The organism is Halobacillus faecis (assembly GCF_007991335.1).
Lineage (GTDB): Bacteria > Bacillota > Bacilli > Bacillales > Halobacillaceae > Halobacillus > Halobacillus faecis.
In genome coordinates this window covers 246,692-267,437 of the sequence record NZ_BJYD01000017.1, presented here as the reverse complement: position 1 = coordinate 267,437, position 20,746 = coordinate 246,692, and the positions used below count along the sequence as shown (strand labels likewise).

Annotated in this window: 16 protein-coding genes; 13 read left to right on the top strand and 3 right to left on the bottom strand. The window is 43.9% G+C overall.

Going from position 1 to position 20,746, the window contains the following annotated elements; translation table 11 throughout:
- Nucleotides 1-183: 183 nt before the first annotated feature.
- The 3 genes from HFA01_RS09965 to HFA01_RS09955 all read left to right on the top strand — a co-directional run bounded on the left by HFA01_RS09965 (nt 184) and on the right by HFA01_RS09955 (nt 3,403).
- A complete protein-coding gene (locus HFA01_RS09965) occupies nt 184-1,002 on the top strand; it encodes a CsxC family protein (RefSeq protein WP_443093382.1) in 819 nt (272 codons plus the stop codon).
- A 196-nt stretch (nt 1,003-1,198) separates the two neighbouring features.
- Nucleotides 1,199-1,933, top strand: a complete 735-nt coding sequence (locus tag HFA01_RS09960) for a CsxC family protein (protein ID WP_146815761.1) — start codon at nt 1,199-1,201, stop codon at nt 1,931-1,933.
- Nucleotides 1,934-1,999: 66 nt separating this feature from the next.
- Nucleotides 2,000-3,403 carry a hypothetical protein gene (locus HFA01_RS09955; RefSeq protein WP_146815759.1) on the top strand — a complete coding sequence of 468 codons (1,404 nt, stop codon included), beginning with the start codon at nt 2,000-2,002 and terminating at the stop codon, nt 3,401-3,403.
- Between the two features lie 45 nt (nt 3,404-3,448).
- On the opposite strand, the gene HFA01_RS09950 is transcribed toward HFA01_RS09955, so the two are convergent.
- On the bottom strand, nt 3,449-4,252 hold the full coding sequence (locus HFA01_RS09950) for a CsxC family protein (protein ID WP_174787819.1): 804 nt from the start codon (nt 4,250-4,252) through the stop codon (nt 3,449-3,451).
- Nucleotides 4,253-4,514: 262 nt separating this feature from the next.
- On the opposite strand from HFA01_RS09950, the gene HFA01_RS09945 reads away from it, so the two are divergent.
- The 6 genes from HFA01_RS09945 to HFA01_RS09920 all read left to right on the top strand — a co-directional run bounded on the left by HFA01_RS09945 (nt 4,515) and on the right by HFA01_RS09920 (nt 11,293).
- Nucleotides 4,515-5,246 carry a ZIP family metal transporter gene (locus tag HFA01_RS09945; RefSeq protein ID WP_146815757.1) on the top strand — a complete coding sequence of 244 codons (732 nt, stop codon included), beginning with the start codon at nt 4,515-4,517 and terminating at the stop codon, nt 5,244-5,246.
- Between the two features lie 54 nt (nt 5,247-5,300).
- The gene (locus tag HFA01_RS09940) at nt 5,301-5,672 is read left to right on the top strand and encodes a VOC family protein (protein WP_146815755.1); all 372 of its coding nucleotides are present in this window, start codon (nt 5,301-5,303) and stop codon (nt 5,670-5,672) included.
- Nucleotides 5,673-5,710: 38 nt separating this feature from the next.
- Complete coding sequence (locus HFA01_RS09935) at nt 5,711-6,154, top strand: DUF6376 family protein (RefSeq protein ID WP_146815753.1); 444 nt, start codon at nt 5,711-5,713, stop codon at nt 6,152-6,154.
- 161 nt (nt 6,155-6,315) lie between these two features.
- Nucleotides 6,316-7,554, top strand: coding sequence for an MFS transporter (locus HFA01_RS09930; protein ID WP_146815751.1), 1,239 nt, complete (start codon nt 6,316-6,318; stop codon nt 7,552-7,554).
- Between the two features lie 108 nt (nt 7,555-7,662).
- A complete protein-coding gene (locus HFA01_RS09925; RefSeq protein WP_146815749.1) occupies nt 7,663-9,192 on the top strand; it encodes a BCCT family transporter in 1,530 nt (509 codons plus the stop codon).
- A gap of 133 nt (nt 9,193-9,325) precedes the next feature.
- Entirely contained in the window at nt 9,326-11,293 is a 1,968-nt protein-coding gene (locus tag HFA01_RS09920; RefSeq protein ID WP_146815746.1) for a penicillin-binding transpeptidase domain-containing protein, read from the top strand.
- A 68-nt stretch (nt 11,294-11,361) separates the two neighbouring features.
- On the opposite strand, the gene HFA01_RS09915 is transcribed toward HFA01_RS09920, so the two are convergent.
- Complete coding sequence (locus HFA01_RS09915) at nt 11,362-13,881, bottom strand: cyanophycinase (protein ID WP_146815744.1); 2,520 nt, start codon at nt 13,879-13,881, stop codon at nt 11,362-11,364.
- A gap of 372 nt (nt 13,882-14,253) precedes the next feature.
- Between HFA01_RS09915 and pgsB the strand changes: the two genes are divergently transcribed.
- The 4 genes from pgsB to HFA01_RS09895 are packed head-to-tail and all read left to right on the top strand — an operon-like array spanning nt 14,254 to nt 19,102.
- Nucleotides 14,254-15,501, top strand: coding sequence for a poly-gamma-glutamate synthase PgsB (pgsB, locus tag HFA01_RS09910; RefSeq protein ID WP_167506220.1), 1,248 nt, complete (start codon nt 14,254-14,256; stop codon nt 15,499-15,501).
- A gap of 21 nt (nt 15,502-15,522) precedes the next feature.
- Nucleotides 15,523-15,972 (top strand): poly-gamma-glutamate biosynthesis protein PgsC, encoded by a 450-nt coding sequence (gene pgsC, locus HFA01_RS09905; RefSeq protein WP_146815740.1) that lies wholly within the window; start codon nt 15,523-15,525, stop codon nt 15,970-15,972.
- 13 nt (nt 15,973-15,985) lie between these two features.
- Nucleotides 15,986-17,242, top strand: coding sequence for a CapA family protein (locus tag HFA01_RS09900; protein WP_146815738.1), 1,257 nt, complete (start codon nt 15,986-15,988; stop codon nt 17,240-17,242).
- 12 nt (nt 17,243-17,254) lie between these two features.
- On the top strand, nt 17,255-19,102 hold the full coding sequence (locus HFA01_RS09895) for a gamma-glutamyltransferase family protein (RefSeq protein ID WP_146815736.1): 1,848 nt from the start codon (nt 17,255-17,257) through the stop codon (nt 19,100-19,102).
- 41 nt (nt 19,103-19,143) lie between these two features.
- Here the strand turns inward: HFA01_RS09895 and HFA01_RS09890 are convergent, their stop codons facing one another.
- On the bottom strand, nt 19,144-20,538 hold the full coding sequence (locus HFA01_RS09890; RefSeq protein ID WP_146815734.1) for an L-cystine transporter: 1,395 nt from the start codon (nt 20,536-20,538) through the stop codon (nt 19,144-19,146).
- Nucleotides 20,539-20,746: the final 208 nt, after the last annotated feature.

Genomic DNA, 20,746 nt, shown 5'->3' with positions numbered 1-20,746 from the left:
TTCGTGCTGTGTTTTATGGGATCTAAGCTGTCCCGCACATACCCCATAGGAGTCTGTTTTTTTCCTGCGACCTGATCACTCATTATAAGTCCCGAAATGAATCTAAAGCTATTGTGTATTTGATAAGAGAAGGCAATTTATGATAGAGGATTTGATGAAAGTTCCACGTTTGTACTCCTTCATTTGACCAGGCTTAATAGGTCAGACTGCATAGAATACAGTGAGGTAATTATAAAGGAGGAAAAATTAATGCAAAAAGATAATTGTCAAGACAATTGTGTGAACCTTAATACGTCAGCCTCAGTTGACAGATGCACAAACGATGCGGTGGATACTCCAGTAAACCCTGGAACGACCCGTACAATCAAAGTTCCTGTAGAATTGGGAGCCTATGACGTTACGACTCACCTGGTAGCGAATATCCATTTTGAGCACCCTGTACTGGAAATCAAAGACGTTAAGAAAAGAGTGGTCATCACTCAATGTCGTTTGATTACTCGAACGTCAACAGGCAGTGATGACTTGTTCAGCGACGGAGAATTCCCGTTGTTCCTGAAAGGGTACGTTCGCAAAAATATTCAATATGCAAGCCCGGTTTACGGTGCCTCAGGCGAATGTATCTCATCTGAGATGAAGTCACTGACAACTAAAGTCCACTTTGAATGCATGACGACTGTGGACCTTGATGGATTCGTCCAGCTTCCTGTAGCAAACACAAGAAGAGAATTCGATTTCTTCCGTGCTCAGGACTTGGGTGAAGGATACCCAGAAAAAGACCAATATCTATCCAGTGATCTTTCTCAGTTTCACCAGGAGAGCACACAAGCGTATAACGAGCTCCCATACTGTGAGCTTGTGGCAAGTGACATCATCGAGTGGGATGAAGCGACAGACCGCACAGTGTCCAGCCCTGTTGAAGAAGGTTATTTCCACCACATCGTTGAAAAGATGATGGTTAGATTCCGCGTGAAGGTCCTACAAAAACAACAAATCGAACTTTAATGACTGAGCGTTAAAAATCAAAGCATGATTCCTGTTAGAAGGGATCGTGCTTTTTTATTTTATTCCATAGGTGTCTGATGGTTCATCGTTCGTAAGCTTGTTGGCTTGAACGTATCTCAAATTCGAGATAAGAGCCCAGACATTGGCAGATTCTTTTACATACGATGGGGATATCTTTCGTTTAGGAGGCCATCAAATGTCTGATAAACATAACGATTCCTATGAGTGTGAAAAAGGGTATTGTAAACCTTGCAAGCCACATGTGAGTATTGGAAAGATCGTCACAAAGGTACCTGTCGTTCTCGCCGAACTCAATGTCCAGTTGAACATAAATGAAACCATCACTTTTCCAGAGCCTGTTCTTGAGATTAAAGATATTAAGAAAAGAGTCGCCTTAACCCAATGTCGTCTGCTCCTCCCGACAAAAAAATTATTCATTAAAGGATTCGTCCGTAAAAATATCCAATATGCAAGCCCATCAAACGAAATCGAAATGAGCACAGAAACAACGGTCGCATCAGATCTTCATTCGTTCACGGTGGATATTCCATTCGATACGGTGATTGAGGTCGAGGATTTCATATCCATGCCGGTCATGCCCAAAAATAATAAGCGGGAAGAATTTGATTTTGCGGTATCCCAATCCTTACCTTCCGGATTTCCTGAGAAGGATGAACTGTTGAGCAGCGATCTTTCTCAATTCCATCAGGAAAGCAGCCAATATTATAACGAGCTTCCTTATTGTGAACTGCTTTCCAGCAAAATAATTGAATGGGATGAAGCACTTGATCGTCAACCACTTCCTGGGTCTGCCCCATTCAATGAGGGTTACTTTACTCAAGTCGAAGAAAAAATGGTGTTGGACATCTGCTTGAAAGTTCTACAAGACCAACAAATCCGCGTATCATCAGCTTCCAATGATGATTGTTGAGTGAAGAATAGAAGAAAGAAAGGAGGGGAGAAAGGATGCTGAAGGGCAAGCACCTTTCTGAGTGAGATGAAGAGAGATGAAATTAAGTTCAATCAAACACGTTGGACGAAACGATCCCAACCGAAACCATTGAAAACAAAGGAAGAGCGTAGAAAAGATATTCCTCCCCGTCATTTTCAATTCGAGGAAGATCTTTCTGATTCAATCGATTACCATGACATCTATTCTCCTTACAACTCAGGTGGAGAAATGCCTCGACCCGTTATTTCCCCACCTTCCAAAATTTTGGATGAAGACACGGAAGAACATGTGTTAGCGGAGAACCGAAAACGGATGTCCTCGTTCCGGGAAGATCAGAAGTCCATAGTTGAAGATATGGGTAACAAGGATGATCTTTTTGATGAATCGGTGGATTATCCTTCCATGAAGTCCGATAGGGAAAGGAAGAAAAAGAACCCGTTCCTTCCGGAAATACTAGCAATACTAAAAGAGGATCCTAGCCCAGACTGGAATTCTATGAACGATCCTGAAGAGATGATAGAATATGATCGACAAGACTACTCCATCTTGACGGATATCGTGTCTTCCATGGAAGAGTCCTCGGACCATCGGCAGGATTTCAAGGATCACTACCATGCTCAGAAAAATATCATTTTGGAAGACGAAGACTTCGATTATCCAAAGGAAGACATGTCAGTTGAAATTCCGAGGAATGAACACACATCCGACAACTTACGTCATGAGGTCTTCTCCATGCTGGATGAATCCAGTTCCTGGTCAGAAAGAATCGAATGGTCTTACGAGGAGGAAGAATCTTCACTAATCCTTCCTGATCTGGATGAAAGCTCATCTTGTATGATGGAAGGAGAAGAAGAATCTCTTTGTGAGCACGAGCAGGAAGTGATCGAGAGTTCCACTTCTTTGGAATACCTTTGTCAAGAAGTGGAAGAATCATCGAGTCCCTCATGGAACATGACCGTGAAAATGCCCGTCTTATTGTCTACAAAGATCGTTGAAGTGAACCTTATGGAAACGTTGAATATTCCTGATGATCTCTGTGAAATCATAGATATACATTTATCTATTCATTCTCAGAATGAAACGGTTGTTCTGCCATCTTCTTATATTTTTCTTAGCGGTGTACTCATGGTGGAGGTCATTTATGACAATGGAGAATCATTGCAGCAACTCAAACAGACAATGCCGTGGGAGAAGACCGTATGTGTAGATTGGAAGAGCAAGCCACAGATCCCTTATGCAGATCGAAAGGAATATACGTTTGAGTGTGACGGGACAGGAAACGTCCATTATGAGTTTGTTCAAACCTTTGCTGATCCGGTAGAAGTAGAAGTGCAGAGTGTACAGTTTATCAGTTATAGCGATGCCTCTGTCACAGATGGGAAACTCCATATTGAAGGTTCCGCTCAAATCCTCTATGATCTTTTTCAAAAACAATATGTACGCCTATAATTCTATTAAATAAGAGATGCCCCATTAAGGAGCATCTCTTATTTGTTATTGACCGATGATTTTTCGGAAGCGGCTGTAAACCGTTTCTTGTTGTTGAGTTGTTGAAGCCTGAGCTTCTTCTCCTCCACCGTTATCGCCATTTGGCGGAATTGGTGGGAAACCAAGGTCCTGTTGTTTTTGGGTCAATTTGATGACGAGGTTGATGTCCATTTTTTCCGTTACTTTGTTGAAACGTCCCCAGTTATCAAAGTGATGCACGATGTCCCACTGGTTTACAGCAGAAGCAAGAAGCTTACATTTGATTGGCTGGTTGTAGATTTCGAACGTAAAAGAACCGAATTCGCAACGGTCGGCGCCCATGCCGTCTTTGGCAAGTTCACGGCGTTGGAGGACGTTGTCTTTCACGCTGTATGGGAAATCGAATGGATACTGGACGTCGTTTGCAAGTTCAACCTGATCGTATGCTTTGAACGGGATATCGATGCTGTAGTCTTTAACATATCCATACCCATCTTCCACATACTGGATGTTTTTGTGTACAACCCCTTCAACAAACAATTTCACGTACCCAGGGTTTCCGACGACAGGAATCGCTTTACACTGCGTCAAGGAAACGTTTTTCTCGATGTTTTTAATGGCTCTAGCATATGATGGTAGTTTAAAGTCCGCCTCTGTAAGAGACTGGATCAACACATCACCAAGAATGACTGTTTCTTCTACACCATCAGTATCAGTAGAAAATTCTGCTGATTCTGTAAACAAACTTCTTGACTTGGCTACATCACTAGATAGAGGTGGACATTTTTTACCGTGTCCATACCCATTTCCACATCCTGTGTTTTTCCTCATATTGTTCACTCCTTCTATATTTTGTGTCAAAAGTCTACCAGTTTCTTTCAGACAAGTTCCTTTTGACTCATTAATACTATATGTCTCTATGAAGGAAGGTGAATGGACGAGTGACGATAGGCTTTAAAAATAGGTGTTTTTTCTCTTAAACTATGAGATCGTTTGTGGAATTTTCGGACTGTCAAGCTCAGGGGAGTCTAATTCGGGAGACTTGGTCATAGGGTAAAAAAAGAAAAGCTTTGTCCATGACAGGGGGGATGCTATGGAGTGGAGTCTGTGGGTGATGGTCATGTCCGCGTTTGCAACAAGTGTCGGGGCTCTTCCTGTGTTATTCATACGTTCCATTTCCCACAGGCGGATGGATAGCATTCTTGCTTATACAGCCGGGATTATGGTGGCGGCTTCGACGTATGGGTTAATCCCTGCTTCGCTGAAATTAACCAATCTATATGTGCTGTGTTTTGGAGTTCTTGTGGGTGCCTTGTTATTGAACGTAATGGAATATTTGATCCCTCACATCGATCTTGATCATGAACGAAGTGATGTGAAACTGCCTCAGCAGGGGCTTATGTTTGTTGCGGCTATGACGTTGCATAATATTCCGGAAGGTCTGTCTGTTGGAGCAAGCTTGGCGAGTGAAGTTGAAAACCTTGGACTGGTTGTCGCCTTATCGATGGGCTTGCAGAATGCTCCGGAAGGCTTTCTTGTCGCTTTGTTTTTATTAAATCAAGGCGTACGAAAATCATTAGGGGTGGCGATGGCCTTTTTAACAGGTGCCATTGAATGTTTAGCGAGTGTATTTGGCTTCTTTATGGTTCATATCGCCTTGTTTCTCGTTCCGTATGGTCTCGCGTTTGCTGCTGGAGCGATGTTATTCATCGTCTATAAAGAATTGATTCCGGAAACGCATGGTCATGGATATGAGAGGCTCGCTACATTTTCCTTTCTTCTCGGGCTTCTTAGTATGATTGGAGTGGTGGAGTGGTTCCGGTAGCTACTAATCATCTTTTCCATTACACTGATAGAAAAGGAAAAAGGAGTGGAAGAGATGTACGAAGGTATTCACCACGTGTCCTTATTAGTAACGGATATTGAAAGAGCGAAGAACTTTTATGGAAATGTATTAGGGTTTGACGAAAGTCCGGATCGCCCTGACTTTGGTTTTCCTGGTGCCTGGTATCAGGTTGGTTCCACGCAGATTCATCTTATTGTACATAAGGAAGGACGAACCTTCCGAGGAACGACAGAAATTGATTCCCGGGACGGCCATTTTGCAGTAAGGGTGAAAGATATCGAAGCTTTCCTTCATCGCCTGGAAACGCATGGAGTCGAAATGCTGAACAAGCCTGAAAACAAAACCGAATGGCATCAGGTGTATATCAGTGATCCGGATGGAAATATCATTGAGTTTAATAGATAGAACCGGCATACAAAGTGAGAGGGGAAGAGGAGAAGACTATGAAACAAACGGCTCTAATGGTTTTAGTAAGTGTATCTCTTCTTGGAGGATGTGGACTGATTGATGGAGTGAATGATACTCTCTCGTACGTCAACGAAGCAACAGAATATGCTACTGAAGCCACCACGTTTGCAGAAGAAGCCCCAGCACTAGCCGAGCACGCCATCACAGATCCCCAAGCAGCGCAGGAACTGGAAACAAAGCTTGAAGGAATAAAAGCAGATATCGAAAAATTCAATGACCTTGATCCCCCGGAGGTCGCTTCTGATTTGCATCAACAAGTGGTCGAACAAAATAACCGCGCCCTTGAGGGGATGGATATGTATCTCGCCAATATGGAAAATGGAAAGCTTGATCCGTCCGTGCTTGAAAATACAGAAGTCTTCCAGACATTCCACGAGCTCACAAGTCTCCTCGAACAAATTCAACAATTCGGCGAGTGAGGAAAATCGCTTCCTGATCCATAAGGATTCAATAAAAAAGGACTACCGCCCGACTTCGCCAGGGCGGTAGTCTTTTTTGTGTTATTTTTTTCCGTTTAAAATCTTATATTACGGTTATATATTTTTAAAAAATAGTTTTGTAGAGAGTTGGAGGGAAGGTTATGGGACAAGGAGAGAAGAGACTGGGATTAATAACAGCACCGGGGTACCCAAAAGAATTGGGAGAGGCTTTGGAGAAAGAACTGCCAGAGCTTCTCAGCTATTATGTGGAAGACAACTACAACTGGGAAGTGGAATATACCGTCGATGCACTTACAGGAGTTACGGAAAACTCAGAGGATGTTCTGGAAGCGACGATGGACAGAAGTGAAAAGAAAAACTGGGACTTTGCTGTATGTCTGACAGACCTGCCATTATTCAAAGGGAAATTTCCAATTGTAGCGGAAGCGTATGAAGATGGCCATGTGGCTCTGATCAGTCTGCCGGGTCTTGGATCAACTCCTATGATTAAAAGAGTCAGAGAGTCTATTTTACAACTTGTGAATGAAATCTATTATGGCAGTTCTGAAGAGGAGCGCGAGCAGGCAGAACAGCGAATTCAGTCAAAAGAGGACGACCAACACGAAGAATTGAGAAATAAAAGCTCTACAAGACTGATGGGGAAAAGGGGATTTGAATGGCTATCGCCGATTCAGAGAGAAACGCCTTACGAAGAGGACTCAAACGTTGATGTCCGGTTCACCGTGAAATCTCGGATCAGTGGCGCTTTACGGCTGTTGACTGGTATGGTTCGTGCCAATCGTCCATGGTCCATGTTTCCGGCATTCCTGAAAGTCATCGTTTTTGCTTTTACGACAGGTGCTTATGCCCTGGTGTTCCCGACATTATGGAATCTGAGCAACAATTACGGCATATGGCGCATGTTCATGCTTTCGGTTGTATCCATCGTAGCGATGGTCGGGTGGATCATCCTTGCTCATAAACTATGGGAGAAACCGAACGACAAGAGAGCTCCGTATTTACGGAAGCTTTATAACGGGGCTACAGTATTGACACTATTGGTTTCTGTCAGTTTGTATTATATGCTTCTGTTCTTTATCTTCTCTCTTGCGGTGGTTGCCTTCATTCCAATGGGTATGTTGAAGTCACAGTTAACGGGTGATGTGGGGTATATCAATTATTTTTATATCGCCTGGACCGCAACGAGTGTTTCTACAATTATCGGAGCCCTCGGTTCTGTGCTCGAAAAAGAAGAAGTTGTGCTCTCTGCCACCTATGGCTACCGTCAGCGGCAACGATATGAACAGATAAAGAAAGCAGAAGAGGAAGAGGAAGAGGAAGAGGAGCAAGAAGATGGGGGAGGAGAAGAAAACTCTCAAGAATTGAAGCGGGTGAAATGAAAAAAGACACATCTCTAATCGTTATATGAAAATTGTTTCTTTTAAGTTATGTGCAAGGATTCAGCGGGTAGAAGGGGAGGAGAATCTTACATAACTTAGGAGGATTGGATGAGAAAGAAGTTGATCGACTATAAAATTTTTGTTCCTTCATTAATTATCATGATTGGCATCAGCATTCCATTTGCCTTGTATGAGGCAGAGTCACTGGAACTGCTGAATGCCATTTTTGATTCCATCGTGAATAACTTCAGCTGGGGTTATCTTTGGTATGGTGTCATTTTAGTGGTAGCCGGGTTGTATTTATCTTTTTCTAAATATGGACAGGTGGTTCTTGGTGATCCCAAAGAAAAACCGCGTTTTACATTATTTGAATATGCATCCATTTTAATTGCTATGGGTGTAGGTTCAACCATCATGCGGACAGGGATGCTGCAATGGACTTCTGTCGCTAATGATCCACCTGCCGGGGTGGAAGCAGGTTCTGCAGAAGCGTTGCTGTGGGGGAATGCTTACAGTATGTTTTTATGGGGGTTCCAGGTATTCGCCATTTTCGTCATGATTGCTCCCGCCATGGGGTACATTCTTCATGTCCGTAAGCGGCCGTTGATGAGAATCTCAGAAGCCTGCCGGGTGTTGTTCGGCGATAAGTTTACCGATGGCCTCGGGGGCCGGATGCTGGATGTTCTGTTTTTAATCAGTATTCTTGCGGGTGCATCTGTGACGCTGGGTCTTGGAGCACCGATCATCACGCAGAATCTATCCCATTTGTTTGGAATTGATGTGAACTTCACACTGACGATTACGGTTACAATCATATGGGTGCTTTTATTCTCGCTGAGTGCTTACCTTGGCATCGAGCGGGGAATCAAGAGATTGAGTACGTGGAACATGTATATCGCAGGTTTCTTTGCTGTGTTTATTTTAATTGGTGGACCTGGCGTGTTCATCCTCAACTATTTCTCGGATAGTGTATCGTTTTTATTATCCAATTATTTGAACATGTCCCTGAATACAGACTCTGTTCACCAGGGAGAAGCTTCACATATTCAGAGTAATACCGTATTCTGGTTCGCATACAGTGCGACATGGGCGATGCTCCACAGTGTATTTGCTGCAAAAATTTCTAGAGGCCGCACAATCAAGGAAATGATTTTGACCTATTTGCTTGCGCCTACCCTGATTTCCTGGATAGCAACAGGGGTTCTCGGTGGACTTGGGGTCCACCGCTATCTCTCTGGGGATCTTTCCGTATTGAATTTAGTGAAAGAAAATGATCGGATGGCTGCGATTCCGGACATTCTTTCTACTCTTCCTTTCGGTGAAGTAGCTATTGTCATCTTTATGGTCGTCGCTCTCATATTCCTGACGACAACCTTGGATTCGACCACCTACACCGTAGCCGCTTACACAAGTACGAGAGACATGAGTAAATATGAACCACCGAAACTATTAAGGATCATCATCGCTGCGATCATTACTGGATTCGCTCTTGTTCTGATGAGGATTGGTGGATTAGCACCTCTGGAGGTCATTTCAGGATTAATGGGCCTACCGGTCATGATCATCCAATTCATCCTCATTTACGCTGCGAAGCGGATGATCGATGAAGATTGTGCGTGGAGTCATAATATTAGGTGAATCTTAAATCCTCTTCATATTTTTATGGAGAGGGTTTTTTGTGCAGGGTGTGGCTTTCTGTTCATTTAGTCATGAATGTACTATGATGAAAATAAGGTATTTTTGTCTATATATGTAAAGGGGAGAGGTAAATATGAAGTGGTGGCGGTTCATGTTTGTTGGGGTTGGGTTGATTTTACTAATGGGCTGTTCGGAACAGCCGAAGCCGGGAGACACCTTCCATGCCTATATGGAGAGTTGGAAGAATGGAGAATATGGGAACATGTATGAATTCTTAAGTGAAAACTCTAAACAGTCGGTAGACAAAGAGGAGTTTGTTGATCGATATACGAGCATTTATGAAGGAATTGAGATGAAGGATCTTTCATTTACATACGAACTTCCCGAAGAAGAGCAAGAGTACGAAAAAGAAGAGACAGTTACATTTGCTTATGAAGCTTCCTTAAAATCAATAGCTGGTAGCATTGATTTTTCAAACGAAGCCTCTTTTGTGTTTGAAGAAGGTGAGGGTGAAGGTAACTGGGTGTTAAAATGGGACTCTTCTATGATTTTTCCTGAAATGGAAGAAGGAGATACAGTGAAAGTAACGCCAATAAGACCTGAACGTGGAGAAATATTTGATGCGAATGGAAAAGGTTTGGCGGTTGAAGGAACTGTTCGTGAAGTTGGTCTTGTTCCAGGCAAGATGGAAAAAGAAGAAGAATTGAAAAAAGGACTAGCAGAAATTCTTGGTTTGTCTGTAGACGAAATTGATGAGAAATTAAATCAATCTTGGGTCGGTCCTGAAACCTTCGTACCCTTGGCAAGAATTCCAGAGGATGATGAGGAAAGGTCATCTGCTATTGAAAAGCTGCCACGAGGTTACCTAATTAATTCTGGGGTAAAATCTCGGGTCTATCCTTTAGGTGAATCCGCTGCACATGTAACTGGCTATATGGCTGATGTAACAGCACAAGACTTGGAGGAATCGGAAGGCTATTTAACCCATGACCGTATTGGAAAAGGTGGAGTTGAAGAGGTACTGGAAGATAGGTTGCGTGGAGAACTGGGATGGAATCTATCTATTTACAACTCTGAAAATGAGAGGAAATCGGTATTGGCTGAGAAAATAGCAGTGGACGGGGAAGATGTGACACTTACGATCTCCGCTGATGTTCAACAAACCGTTCATGAACAATTGAAAGGGGAATCTGGATCAGCTACTGCTATTCATCCTACGAATGGAGATGTGTTAGCGTTAGTAAGTGCTCCTTCGTATAATCCAAATGCAAAAACCCTCGGGTTGGGAGAAGAAACAACCTTGAATAAATTCAAAAGTAATTATTCCCCTGGATCAACATTCAAGCCCATCACCGCAGCTATCGGTCTTGAACAAGGGGTCATTACACCAGAAGAAGAACTCTCGATTAAAGGGACGACGTTTGAACAGAACGGATACAAAGTGACGAGAGTACCAGGGGCAGCCGAAGACGAAAGTGTGAATCTAAGAGACGCGCTTGTCCGTTCCGATAATATCTATTTCGCGCGCAAAATCCTCGAAATCGGTGGGGAAACCTTCCTTGAAGAGGCGCGTGAGTTTGGGTTTGGGGAGGACCTTCCGTTGACTTTCCCAATTGAAGCTTCTCAATTGTTAAATGGAGAAACCTTCGAACGGGATGCGTTACTTGGTGATACTGGATTCGGACAGGGCGAAATCCAAATGAGCAGTCTTCACTTAGCGCTCACTTATACACCTTTTGTGACAGGCGGAGACGTCATGAAACCAAGGTTGCTCTCTTCAGAACAAGAGGGGCAAGTATGGCATGAGAACGTGATGAGTGAAGATACGGCTTCCATCGTACGAGAGGATTTGAAAGCTGTTGTGGATGATCCAGCAGGGACAGCTCATAAGCCTGTTGTAGAAGGGTTGAGTCTTGCTGGTAAAACGGGGACGGCAGAATTGAAGCAGTCCAAGGATGAGGAAGGACAGGAAAATGGATGGTTCATTGCCTGGGATACGGAAAGTCAGGATCTTATGGTTTCGATGATGATTGAAGGTGCTGAAGGCGGAAGCCACTATGTTGTCCCGAAAGTGAAAAATGTTTTCGAGGAGTTAAAATAATACAAAAGGTTCTTCCCGCAAGGGGAAGAACCTTTTGTCATTGGTTTCTCTCTTTTTTTTAGCTGTTCTTAACGGTTTTGGATGCTTACTTCTACAGGTTGTATATCCAAGTAGACATTCAAGTAAGAGTAGTCATCCTTGTTACCATCTTTGTATCCCCAGAATCCTTCTGTGTCCTCTCCTTCTCTAAAGGTCAGTTCGAAACCTTTCCCTTTATTAAAACTATAGCTTTTCACCTGTGTTTCACGAACGTTATCCAATAGAGCATAAGATAAATATTTGTTTAATTCTGCATGAGGAGTTAACACACCTGAGTGTGGAGCAGCCTCATAATCGAAATACTCATAGTCTGTTGTCGATACCTTATGATCACTAATAGAGAATTTTTTCGTATCAAGATTCAATTGATCTCCAGAAGTAAGCCAGGATAGACGAATATCTTCGTCACCTTTCCATACAGCACTTTCTTCTTGAGTGTTTACATCAATGACCGAAACGCCGGCGCGACCAACAACTTGTAGCGATTTTTCTTTGTTATCCAAGATTAAAGCTGTATCCTCATCAATTCCATAAGAATATTCATTCGTTTCTCCGTGAGCAGCATCTGTCGCAATCAACCGGCCTATTCTAGCTTTATTATCAAAATGTTGATCAACGATCCCATACGGGAAGAAGCCAAGACCTTTCTCAAGGTAAGCCGGTCCGCCTTCTTGCTGAGACATGCTGTCGTAGGTTTTTGTGAATCCTTTGCTTAATGTATCAAAGCTTCCACCACCAGCGATCATCACGTCGCTCATAATGGCTGCTCCTGCACTTGTCCCTCCTAGTACAGCACCTTTTTCGTAAATTTTCCACAAACTTTCCAGTACTTTAGATTGTGATCCATCCTCATTCAATAAGGCATCGGTAATATCCGTCTGATCTCCACCGACGAACCATATGGCGTCATAGCTTTTCACTTCTTCTGCCAAACGATCATCATTCTTATTCTCCAACCAAAGGCTTTCATCTTCTTTTGTGTTTTTAAAATCATGATTGGATAGAGGGAGGATTTCTATCTTTTCTGAACCGACTCCATAAGAAATTAAATCTTCCCGGAATTGATGGGAACTCTTAAGACTTGAACTTGCAGCAGGGATGATTCCATATTTTCCACTTTCTCCAGCTCTTTCAATAAACGCTTCGTAAACTTCTGCGTTTGAGCTTCCCAAAGCACCACCCGCCATGATGAGCATTCCTTTGGTATCAGGATTAAAGGAATAGTCCGGCATCGTGAACTGTGAGGGCTCGTGTTCTTCGAATAGCCCCCCGTTCTCTTTGAACTGTACGTTGATAGGGGTGGCATTCATTGTGACGTGGGCAATGGAATAAGAATCTTTTTGACCATCTTTGTATCCCCAATACCCTTTCGTATCTGCCGTCTGATTAAAGGTAAGTTCATATCCTTCTCCTGTACTGTCATAGAGATAACTTTCCACTTCATCGGCTGCCGCGTTATCTACAAGAGAGTAGGAAAGGTAATTGGGTAATGTACCATAGGAAGTCAGTACACCCGTAGCAGGTAGAGGTTCAAAGTTGAAATACTCATAACCTGTAGTTTCGAGATTACGTGCTTCATCTATGCGAAAGCTTTTATCTTGTGCGTTCACTTGATCACCAGTTGCCAAATAGCTTAGATCAATTCCTCTTATGGATTCTCCGTCAACAGCAGCATGGGATACATCAAGGACTGTGACAGTACTTCTACCGATCACTTCAATGGTTTGTTTTTCATTGGATACAACCATTGCTGTGTCTTCGTCAATGCCATAAGCATAGTTCCCTTGGTCTTCATACTTCAGTGCAGTGGCGGTTAATCTGCCAAGCCTTGATCGTTCATTAAAATGTTGGTCCACAATCCCCCATTGAAAGAAACCGAGACCTTGTTCAATGAAAACAGGCGCAGATTCTTCATCAGGGTTTGAGATATCTTCATAAATGAATGATTGATTGAATCCGCCAAGACTGTCTCCGCCTGTGATCATGACGTCACTCATGATGGCAGCACCTGCGCTTGTCCCACCAAGAACGGCTCCGTCTTGGTAAATGTCCCATATAGCATCGAGGGCTTTCGTGTTCTTTCCATTTGCCTTGAGAAGAGTATCTGTAATTTTTAATTGATCTCCCCCGACAAACCAAATGCCTGTTAGTTGCTTAATTTGATTGGCAACTTTATTTTTTTGCGCGTTGCTTTTCCATTTTCGTTCGTTTGTCTCCGTATCCTTAAAGTCATGGTTTGATAATTCTAGAATTTCTACATCTGAAGGGTTCAGCCCATAGGTAATCATATCTTCTTTGAATTGTTTGGAAGACTTCAGGGAACTAGAAGCGGCAGGTATGATGCCAATGCGAGCATCATCTTCTCCCCCGGCGAGATGGATGAATTCTTTGTAGACGTCACTGTTGCTTGAGCCAAGGGCTCCGCCTACAATGACCAGGTTTCCTTTAATCGGGCCTTTTTCGCCTTTCATCGCTGAGACGCCAGGAACGAAGGACGAAAAAGTTAAAGCGGTGACGAATACTATAAGCAGCCATTTTCGATTGTGCATCGTACATGCTCCTTTCAAATTTTCGTTTCAATACTTAACAAGCAATTTTCATGCCAAAACGAGGAGGCACTAGGAATAAGGGGAACATGGGTTATTGGTTATTACTGGTTGTTATTGGAAATGTAAAAAGGCACCTATTGTGCTTAAATAAATGGGCAGGGACATCGTTTTTCATGAAATGGTTAAGATTACCAAAAAGTATTTTGAAAATTCCAATTAAAAAATGTGTGTTTAGGGTATGGTAGAGTACTAGGACTTATGCCGAGCGGTGGCGTATGTTGTAATAATCTGTTAGTTTTAGAGAGAGTGAGTTCCTGGTATCTTTGGAACTAGATAAGGATGTGAAAGTTAGTGGATGAGTTAGCGTACCTGATGATCTTTTTTGTTTTTGTGCTCGTTGTAGGTCTTTGGGAGAAATATAAGCTTGATCGCCGACTGAAAAAAATTCCAACTCGGATTCTCGTAAATGGAATTCGGGGGAAGTCGACGGTCACTCGTCTTGTTATGGGAATTTTGAAACAAGACGGGCGGAAAGTGGTTGGAAAAACGACTGGGACGTCGGCACGGATGTTTTATTGGGATGAGGAAGAGGAAGAGCCAATCGTCCGCGGTCTGCAGGGCCCGAATATTAATGAACAAATGAGGATTACGGAGCAAGTGGTAAAACGTCGGGCGGACGCTTTTGTCAGTGAATGTATGGCTGTAAACCCTGAATATCAGAAGGTCTTCCAGGAGCGGCTGGTGAAGGCGAATATTACCATCATCGCCAATGTCATTGAAGACCATATGGATGTCATGGGCCCGACACTTGATGATATTGCGGAAGCTTTCAGTTCGACCATTCCGGAAAACGGCTATGTCATCATACCGGAAACGCCATATCAGAAGTATTTCGAGAAAATCGCGCGCCAGAAGAATTCTAAGGTTGTCGTTGCTGATGAAAGCTGGATCGATGAATCGTACTTACAAAAGTTCCCGTTCATGATTTTCCCTCAAAACGCAGCCCTTGCAATGGCTGTTGCTGAGATATTGGATATCGATCGAGAAGTCGCGCTTGAAGGAATGCTTCAGGCACCCGTTGACCCGGGAGCCATGCGTGTGCACCGTTTCGGTAAAGAGGAAGCGCCTAAATACTTCTTCAACGGTTTCGCGGCCAATGATACGACATCAACGTTGAACATTTGGGAAAGAATTCAACAGTTGGATTATCCTGATCAAGAGCGTACGGTCGTCATGAGCTGTCGGAGTGACAGAGTGGAGCGGACGATCGATTTCGCAGAAAATGTCCTGCCCCATATTGAAATGGAGCGGTTGATTGTCATGGGAGAAAGTGTCTGGCCAATTACAAAAGCCTATGAAGAAGGAACAATCAGGCCTCTTAATCTCATAAACTTAGAAAAAGCATCGACAGAAGTTGTTGTCGATCATTTGAAAGAGCTTCCGGATGATAGTGTCATTTACGGAATCGGAAACATCGTCGGAGCTGGTGAGAAAGTAGCGGCGGCTGTTGAGGAGCTTGAATTTCGTCCTTCATCTCGAGAAGAAACAGGCTGGGACGTCATCGAAGAGCCGGAAGAGAGTCGTTCTTTTTCTCGGAAGGTTTTGCAGACGAACAAATAATGGTAGGGAGTTGGAGTCCACGTGTTCGGTACAGATTTATATATCGCGATTGTCATTGGTGTTTTATTAAGTTTGTTGTATGCAGAGAAAACAGGGATCGTGCCCGCGGGACTGGTTGTCCCGGGCTACATAGCTTTGATATTCGATCAAGTGATGTACGTATTAGCTGTTGGATTGATCAGCTTGATTACATACTTACTCGTTTCTCAAGTTCTATCAAGGTTTACGGTTTTATACGGTCGTCGTAAATTTGCTGCGATGTTGACCGTCGGGGTTTTGATGAAGATGTCGATGGATTATTTATATCCCCTCACCCCTTTTCCTGTCATGGAATTAAGAGGAATCGGAGTCATTGTTCCCGGATTGATCGCAAATTCGATACAAAAGCAGGGAGTGCTGCCTACGTTCAGTGCCACTTTCCTGATTGCCTTCGCAACATTTGTATTGATTACCGCGTACCATTTGATTTAGAGGAGATTTTTCAATGGAAGAAAAAGATCTTAAATATAAGATGAAAGTATGGACGAAGAAGCACAAAAAGAAAGCGCCCCTCCATTCCATGGTGCTTGCAGCTTTATTGGCTGTGCCTTTCCTCGGTCATCAATGGATTGATAAGCCTGAGATGCCCGAAGATACACGGCCGGATGATGTGGATTTTAGAATCTCTATGGTCGGAGACATGATGCTTGGGCGTCATGTCCGAGATGCGGCTGTAAGAAGTGGAGAACCGATTGGCCGTGTGTTTGATTATGTAACTCCATACTTTGATGAGTCTGATTATGTCACAGGGAACTTTGAAAACCCGGTTATTGATGCAGAAAACCCTGAAGTTGAGGCCGTCATGGAAGATTTTGAACTGCGTAATAAGGATATTCACTTGTATGCAGAAAAAGGAGCCGAAGAGGCGCTGGTGAATGCCGGTTTCGACTCTGTCAATCTAGCAAACAACCATATGATGGACTATGGAAACCTTTCATTAGAAGAAACCCTTAAACATATGGAAGACCTCGACCTTGATCTGCTGGGAATCGGCCGGGCATTAGATCCTGCTGAAGGAATGTTTGAAGAAGAGGAAACTTTGACCGATGCGGGTGAAATTCACTATTTCGATGCGAACGGAAGAAATGTCGCAATTCTAGGGTTCACAGATGTATTTGTACAAGGTTACAGTGCCAGTGAATACGTCGGCGGGGTTTTGACGAATGCTGGTCTAGGCGTTTTGCAAAGTCGTATTCGTGAAGCGAAAGAACAAGCAGACATCGTCATGGTCCATACGCACTGGGGAGATGAATACCAAGTCGGTTCCAATGATACACAGGAAACGCTTGCATATTTGATGACTGATATGGGGGCGGATGTGATTATCGGCCACCACTCTCATGTGCTTGAGCCGATCACTCGTGTACATATTGAGAGAGACCCGGATGACCCACAAAGTGAAGATAAGACGTCAATCGTCATGAACAGTCTCGGGAATTTCGTCTTTGACCAGGGCTGGTCGCGTACGAAAGATTCGACACTCGCTCAACTTGACTTTTTACAAAATGGGGGAGCGGAACTCTCCTTTATCCCAATGCAAATATCCGATACGAGACCGAGAGAAACAGATGGAATTTTGAAGCCATTCCGCGATTACCGTATTTTCCGCACGCTTAGGAAAAAACTGGACGATGAACTATGGCGGATGGAAGACGGCAGACTTGTGATCGATTTGAAAAAAGCTGGCGTCATTGAAGGATAGGAGGTCCACGGTTTGAATGATTTGAAAGTGACCTATATACTAGCCGGCATCATTTTCGTCGGCTTAGTTGGATGGAATGTTTATTTTGAAGAAGAGTTTGACCAGTTCCGTGAACCTTATGAAGTCCAAGGTCGTGAGGAGACGGTTGAAGTAGATACTTCTTCAGAGGAAGAAGCTTTTGTGTATGGCGTCAGTGCTGTACATCCTCTTGCTGTAGAAGCAGGGATGAAGGTACTTAACGAGGGAGGGAATGCTGCTGAAGCAGCCATTGCCGTTTCCTTTGTGCTGAATGTCGTTGAACCTTATGGCTCCGGGATTGGAGGGGGTGGACAAATGATTGTCCACGAACCGGATGAAGGAGCGATCACGTACGATTACCGTGAAGCAGCTCCTGTCAGCGGGGCTCGTCCACAACGCGGAATTGCTATCCCTGGCTTTGTAAAAGGGATGGGAGAGGTTTATGAAGATTACGGAGATCAAATGGAGTGGAATGAACTGCTCGAAGATGCGGTCACTCACAGTGAAGAAGGCATCAAAGTCGGGCGGATTTTCAATGAGCAGCTTCAAAACTCAAGACGTTTTATTCAATCAGGAAATGAAGACCCGGCTGTTTACAACATGTTTTATCCTGAAGATCGGCCATTGCAGATCAACGATACCCTTGTTCAAGCAGAGCTTGCAGAGACTTTGAAGAAACTACAACAAGAAGGGGCTAGATCTTTCTATGAAGGGGAGGTTGCTGATTCTCTTACAAGTCAACTCGGTTTTCAACCAGGTGACCTTGAAGCATATGAAGTCGGTAAACGTCCTGCACCAAAAGGTGAATTCAAAGGCCAGACCTTATATGCCGGCTCCTCTCCGACATCTGGCATTATTGTAATCCAGGCATTGAAGATGCTGGAGCAGTTGGAAGCGAATTTGGATGAAGTTTTGGAGGAGGAATATGCCCTTCCTGGTGGCGGATGGCCTGCCTTTCTGGATGGGAATCTCCCTGAGAATATGGAACAGATCGTCAATGATCAACAATACGAAGATATTTATATCCACCTTGTGAACAAAATCGTCGACAAGGTCTACACCGATCGTGTGTACACCCTGGGTGACCCTGCATTTGAGGAAGTCGAGCAGGAAAAATTGACTTCTACGGAATATACAGAGCAGTTGTTTGAAGAAGAATTTTCCGTCGGTGGAGGTGCACTGACAAGCTCCGCGGATCTGTACACCGCACCAGGCGAAAAAGCGGATCACCGCAATACGACGCACTTTGTTGTTGTCGATAAGGACGGGATGATGGTTTCTGCGACCAACTCGCTGGGGAAATTCTTCGGCTCAGGATTGTACATCGATGGTTTCTTCTTAAACCACCAAATGAACAATTTCGATACAGCGGAGGATTCCATGAACGCTTATGAACCAGGCAAACGCCCGCGTTCTTTCGTTTCGCCGATGATTTTTGAAAAAGATGGAAAAGCGGTGCTCGGCATCGGTTCTCCAGGTGGAAAAAGGATTCCGGCGATGCTGATCCAAACCTTGATCCAGTACGAGTATGGGCGGAATGAAGACACTGGTGAACAGCTGACCTTACAGGAAGCCATCAGCCGCAGTCGTTTTTATACAGAAGATAACGTCGTCCATGTTGAAAATTTGATCGAGCAGCAGCCCATCGCCCGTTTAAGGGATTTGAAAGGCTACTCTGTTATTGAACATGATTCTCCTGTTTTCTATGGCGGCATCCAGGGACTTGGGATCCGCACAAACGGGGATGTCCTCCAAATGTACGGAGGCGGAGATCCTCGACGTTTAGGAACATGGCAGATCGGGAATCAGGATGGTATGGATGATGTGAGTACAGCGCAATAGATGAAAAAGGCCTCTCCTTAATTGGAGAGGCCTTTTTTGAATCATAAGGCGATATCTTTTTCAACTGCTTCTTTGTCGTTGAAGCGCTCAAGATTTAAGGTCTTCATCACGCGTGAGGTCAATGTTCCAGAAGTCATGGCACCATTGACGTTCAAGGCCGTACGTCCCATGTCAATCAGAGGCTCAACCGAAATAAGCAATCCGGCAAGAGCGACAGGGAGGTTCATAGAAGAGAGGACGATTAATGCCGCAAATGTCGCCCCGCCACCGACGCCGGCGACTCCAAATGAGCTGATGGCCACAATTAAAACAAGCTGAAGCAGGAAGCCAGGGCTTAATGGATCGATCCCGACAGAAGGGGCAATCATGACCGCGAGCATGGCTGGATAGATACCGGCACAGCCATTTTGTCCGATGGTGGCACCGAAGGAAGCGGACATGTTCGCCACCCCTTCTTCAACCCCAAGGCTGTTTTTCTGAGCAGAAATATTCAATGGGATTGTTCCAGCACTGGACCTTGATGTGAAGGCAAAACTGAGAACAGGCAGTACTTTTCGTAAATAGGTGAAAGGATTTAACCCGAAAATTCCGATCAATAAAAGGTGGAGGATGAACATCACACCTAAGGCAACATAAGAAGCGAGTACGAATTTTCCTAATTCAAGGATTCCAGCTATATCTGTTTTTGCTACAGTGACAGCCATCAGTCCTAGAATTCCAATGGGAGTGAGGCGGAGGACAAGGGTAACGATCCGCATCACGACCGCGTAAAAGGAGTTGACGATTTTGACAAACATTTCTGCTTGTTCCGGTTTTTTGCGACGCACGCCGAGAACAGCGATGCCGATGAAGGCAGAGAAGATGACCACCGCGATGGTAGACGTTGCCCGATCTCCTGTCATGTCAAGAAAAGGGTTCGCCGGTATAAATTCGAGAATCTTTTGAGGGGTGGACATATCCTGAACCTCTGTCAGTCGTTCTTCTAAATATAATCCCCGGCTTTCTTCAGCTTGACCGGCTTCTATTTGACTTGCATCAAGATCAAACAAAAAGGAGCTACCGATCCCCACAAGTGCTGCAATGGCCGTTGTTCCTACGAGAACACCGATGATCCACAGAGATACTTTTCCTAGCTCTGAAGTTTTTTCGAGATTGATAATGGATTGTATGATCGACACCATGATCAGCGGGATGACAATCATCATAAGCAAGCGTACATATCCACGTCCGGCTATGTTGTACCAGTCCGTTGTCTGCGCGGTGATGCTGGAATCGGTACCAAAGGCAAACTGCAAGTAAACACCTAAAAGTACCCCAAGCCCAAGACCCACAAAGACTCGCTTACTGAAAGAAACGTGTTTTTGCTGCAAACGGATGAGGACAAAAATAAGAGCAAAAATAAGAGCGATGTTGACGATCACGAAGAATGTTTCCATGTGCATACGACCTCCTTTTCTTTTGTTAAAACGTAGAATTCACCCCAAAAATCAGTAGAGGTGGACGGGTGAAAAAGGGAGCTTCCCTTTACAGAAGGTATGAGCGGAACGGGTATTGTATGAACTCAATAAATTGACAAGGGAAAGGAGATGTATTATATTTATCTTGAAACTGAGATAATTACGAAGAAGCTTTAGATAAATAGGA

Coding starts and splice junctions, on each gene's coding strand:
- HFA01_RS09950 (WP_174787819.1), bottom strand. CDS start 4,252: ATGAGGAAAAACACAGGATGTGGAAATGGGTATGGACACGGTAAAAAA.
- HFA01_RS09935 (WP_146815753.1), top strand. CDS start 5,711: ATGAAACAAACGGCTCTAATGGTTTTAGTAAGTGTATCTCTTCTTGGA.
- HFA01_RS09925 (WP_146815749.1), top strand. CDS start 7,663: ATGAGAAAGAAGTTGATCGACTATAAAATTTTTGTTCCTTCATTAATT.
- pgsB (WP_167506220.1), top strand. CDS start 14,254: ATGATCTTTTTTGTTTTTGTGCTCGTTGTAGGTCTTTGGGAGAAATAT.
- HFA01_RS09960 (WP_146815761.1), top strand. CDS start 1,199: ATGTCTGATAAACATAACGATTCCTATGAGTGTGAAAAAGGGTATTGT.
- HFA01_RS09890 (WP_146815734.1), bottom strand. CDS start 20,538: ATGGAAACATTCTTCGTGATCGTCAACATCGCTCTTATTTTTGCTCTT.
- HFA01_RS09930 (WP_146815751.1), top strand. CDS start 6,316: ATGGGACAAGGAGAGAAGAGACTGGGATTAATAACAGCACCGGGGTAC.
- HFA01_RS09955 (WP_146815759.1), top strand. CDS start 2,000: ATGAAGAGAGATGAAATTAAGTTCAATCAAACACGTTGGACGAAACGA.
- HFA01_RS09940 (WP_146815755.1), top strand. CDS start 5,301: ATGTACGAAGGTATTCACCACGTGTCCTTATTAGTAACGGATATTGAA.
- HFA01_RS09900 (WP_146815738.1), top strand. CDS start 15,986: ATGGAAGAAAAAGATCTTAAATATAAGATGAAAGTATGGACGAAGAAG.
- HFA01_RS09945 (WP_146815757.1), top strand. CDS start 4,515: ATGGAGTGGAGTCTGTGGGTGATGGTCATGTCCGCGTTTGCAACAAGT.
- HFA01_RS09920 (WP_146815746.1), top strand. CDS start 9,326: ATGAAGTGGTGGCGGTTCATGTTTGTTGGGGTTGGGTTGATTTTACTA.
- HFA01_RS09915 (WP_146815744.1), bottom strand. CDS start 13,881: ATGCACAATCGAAAATGGCTGCTTATAGTATTCGTCACCGCTTTAACT.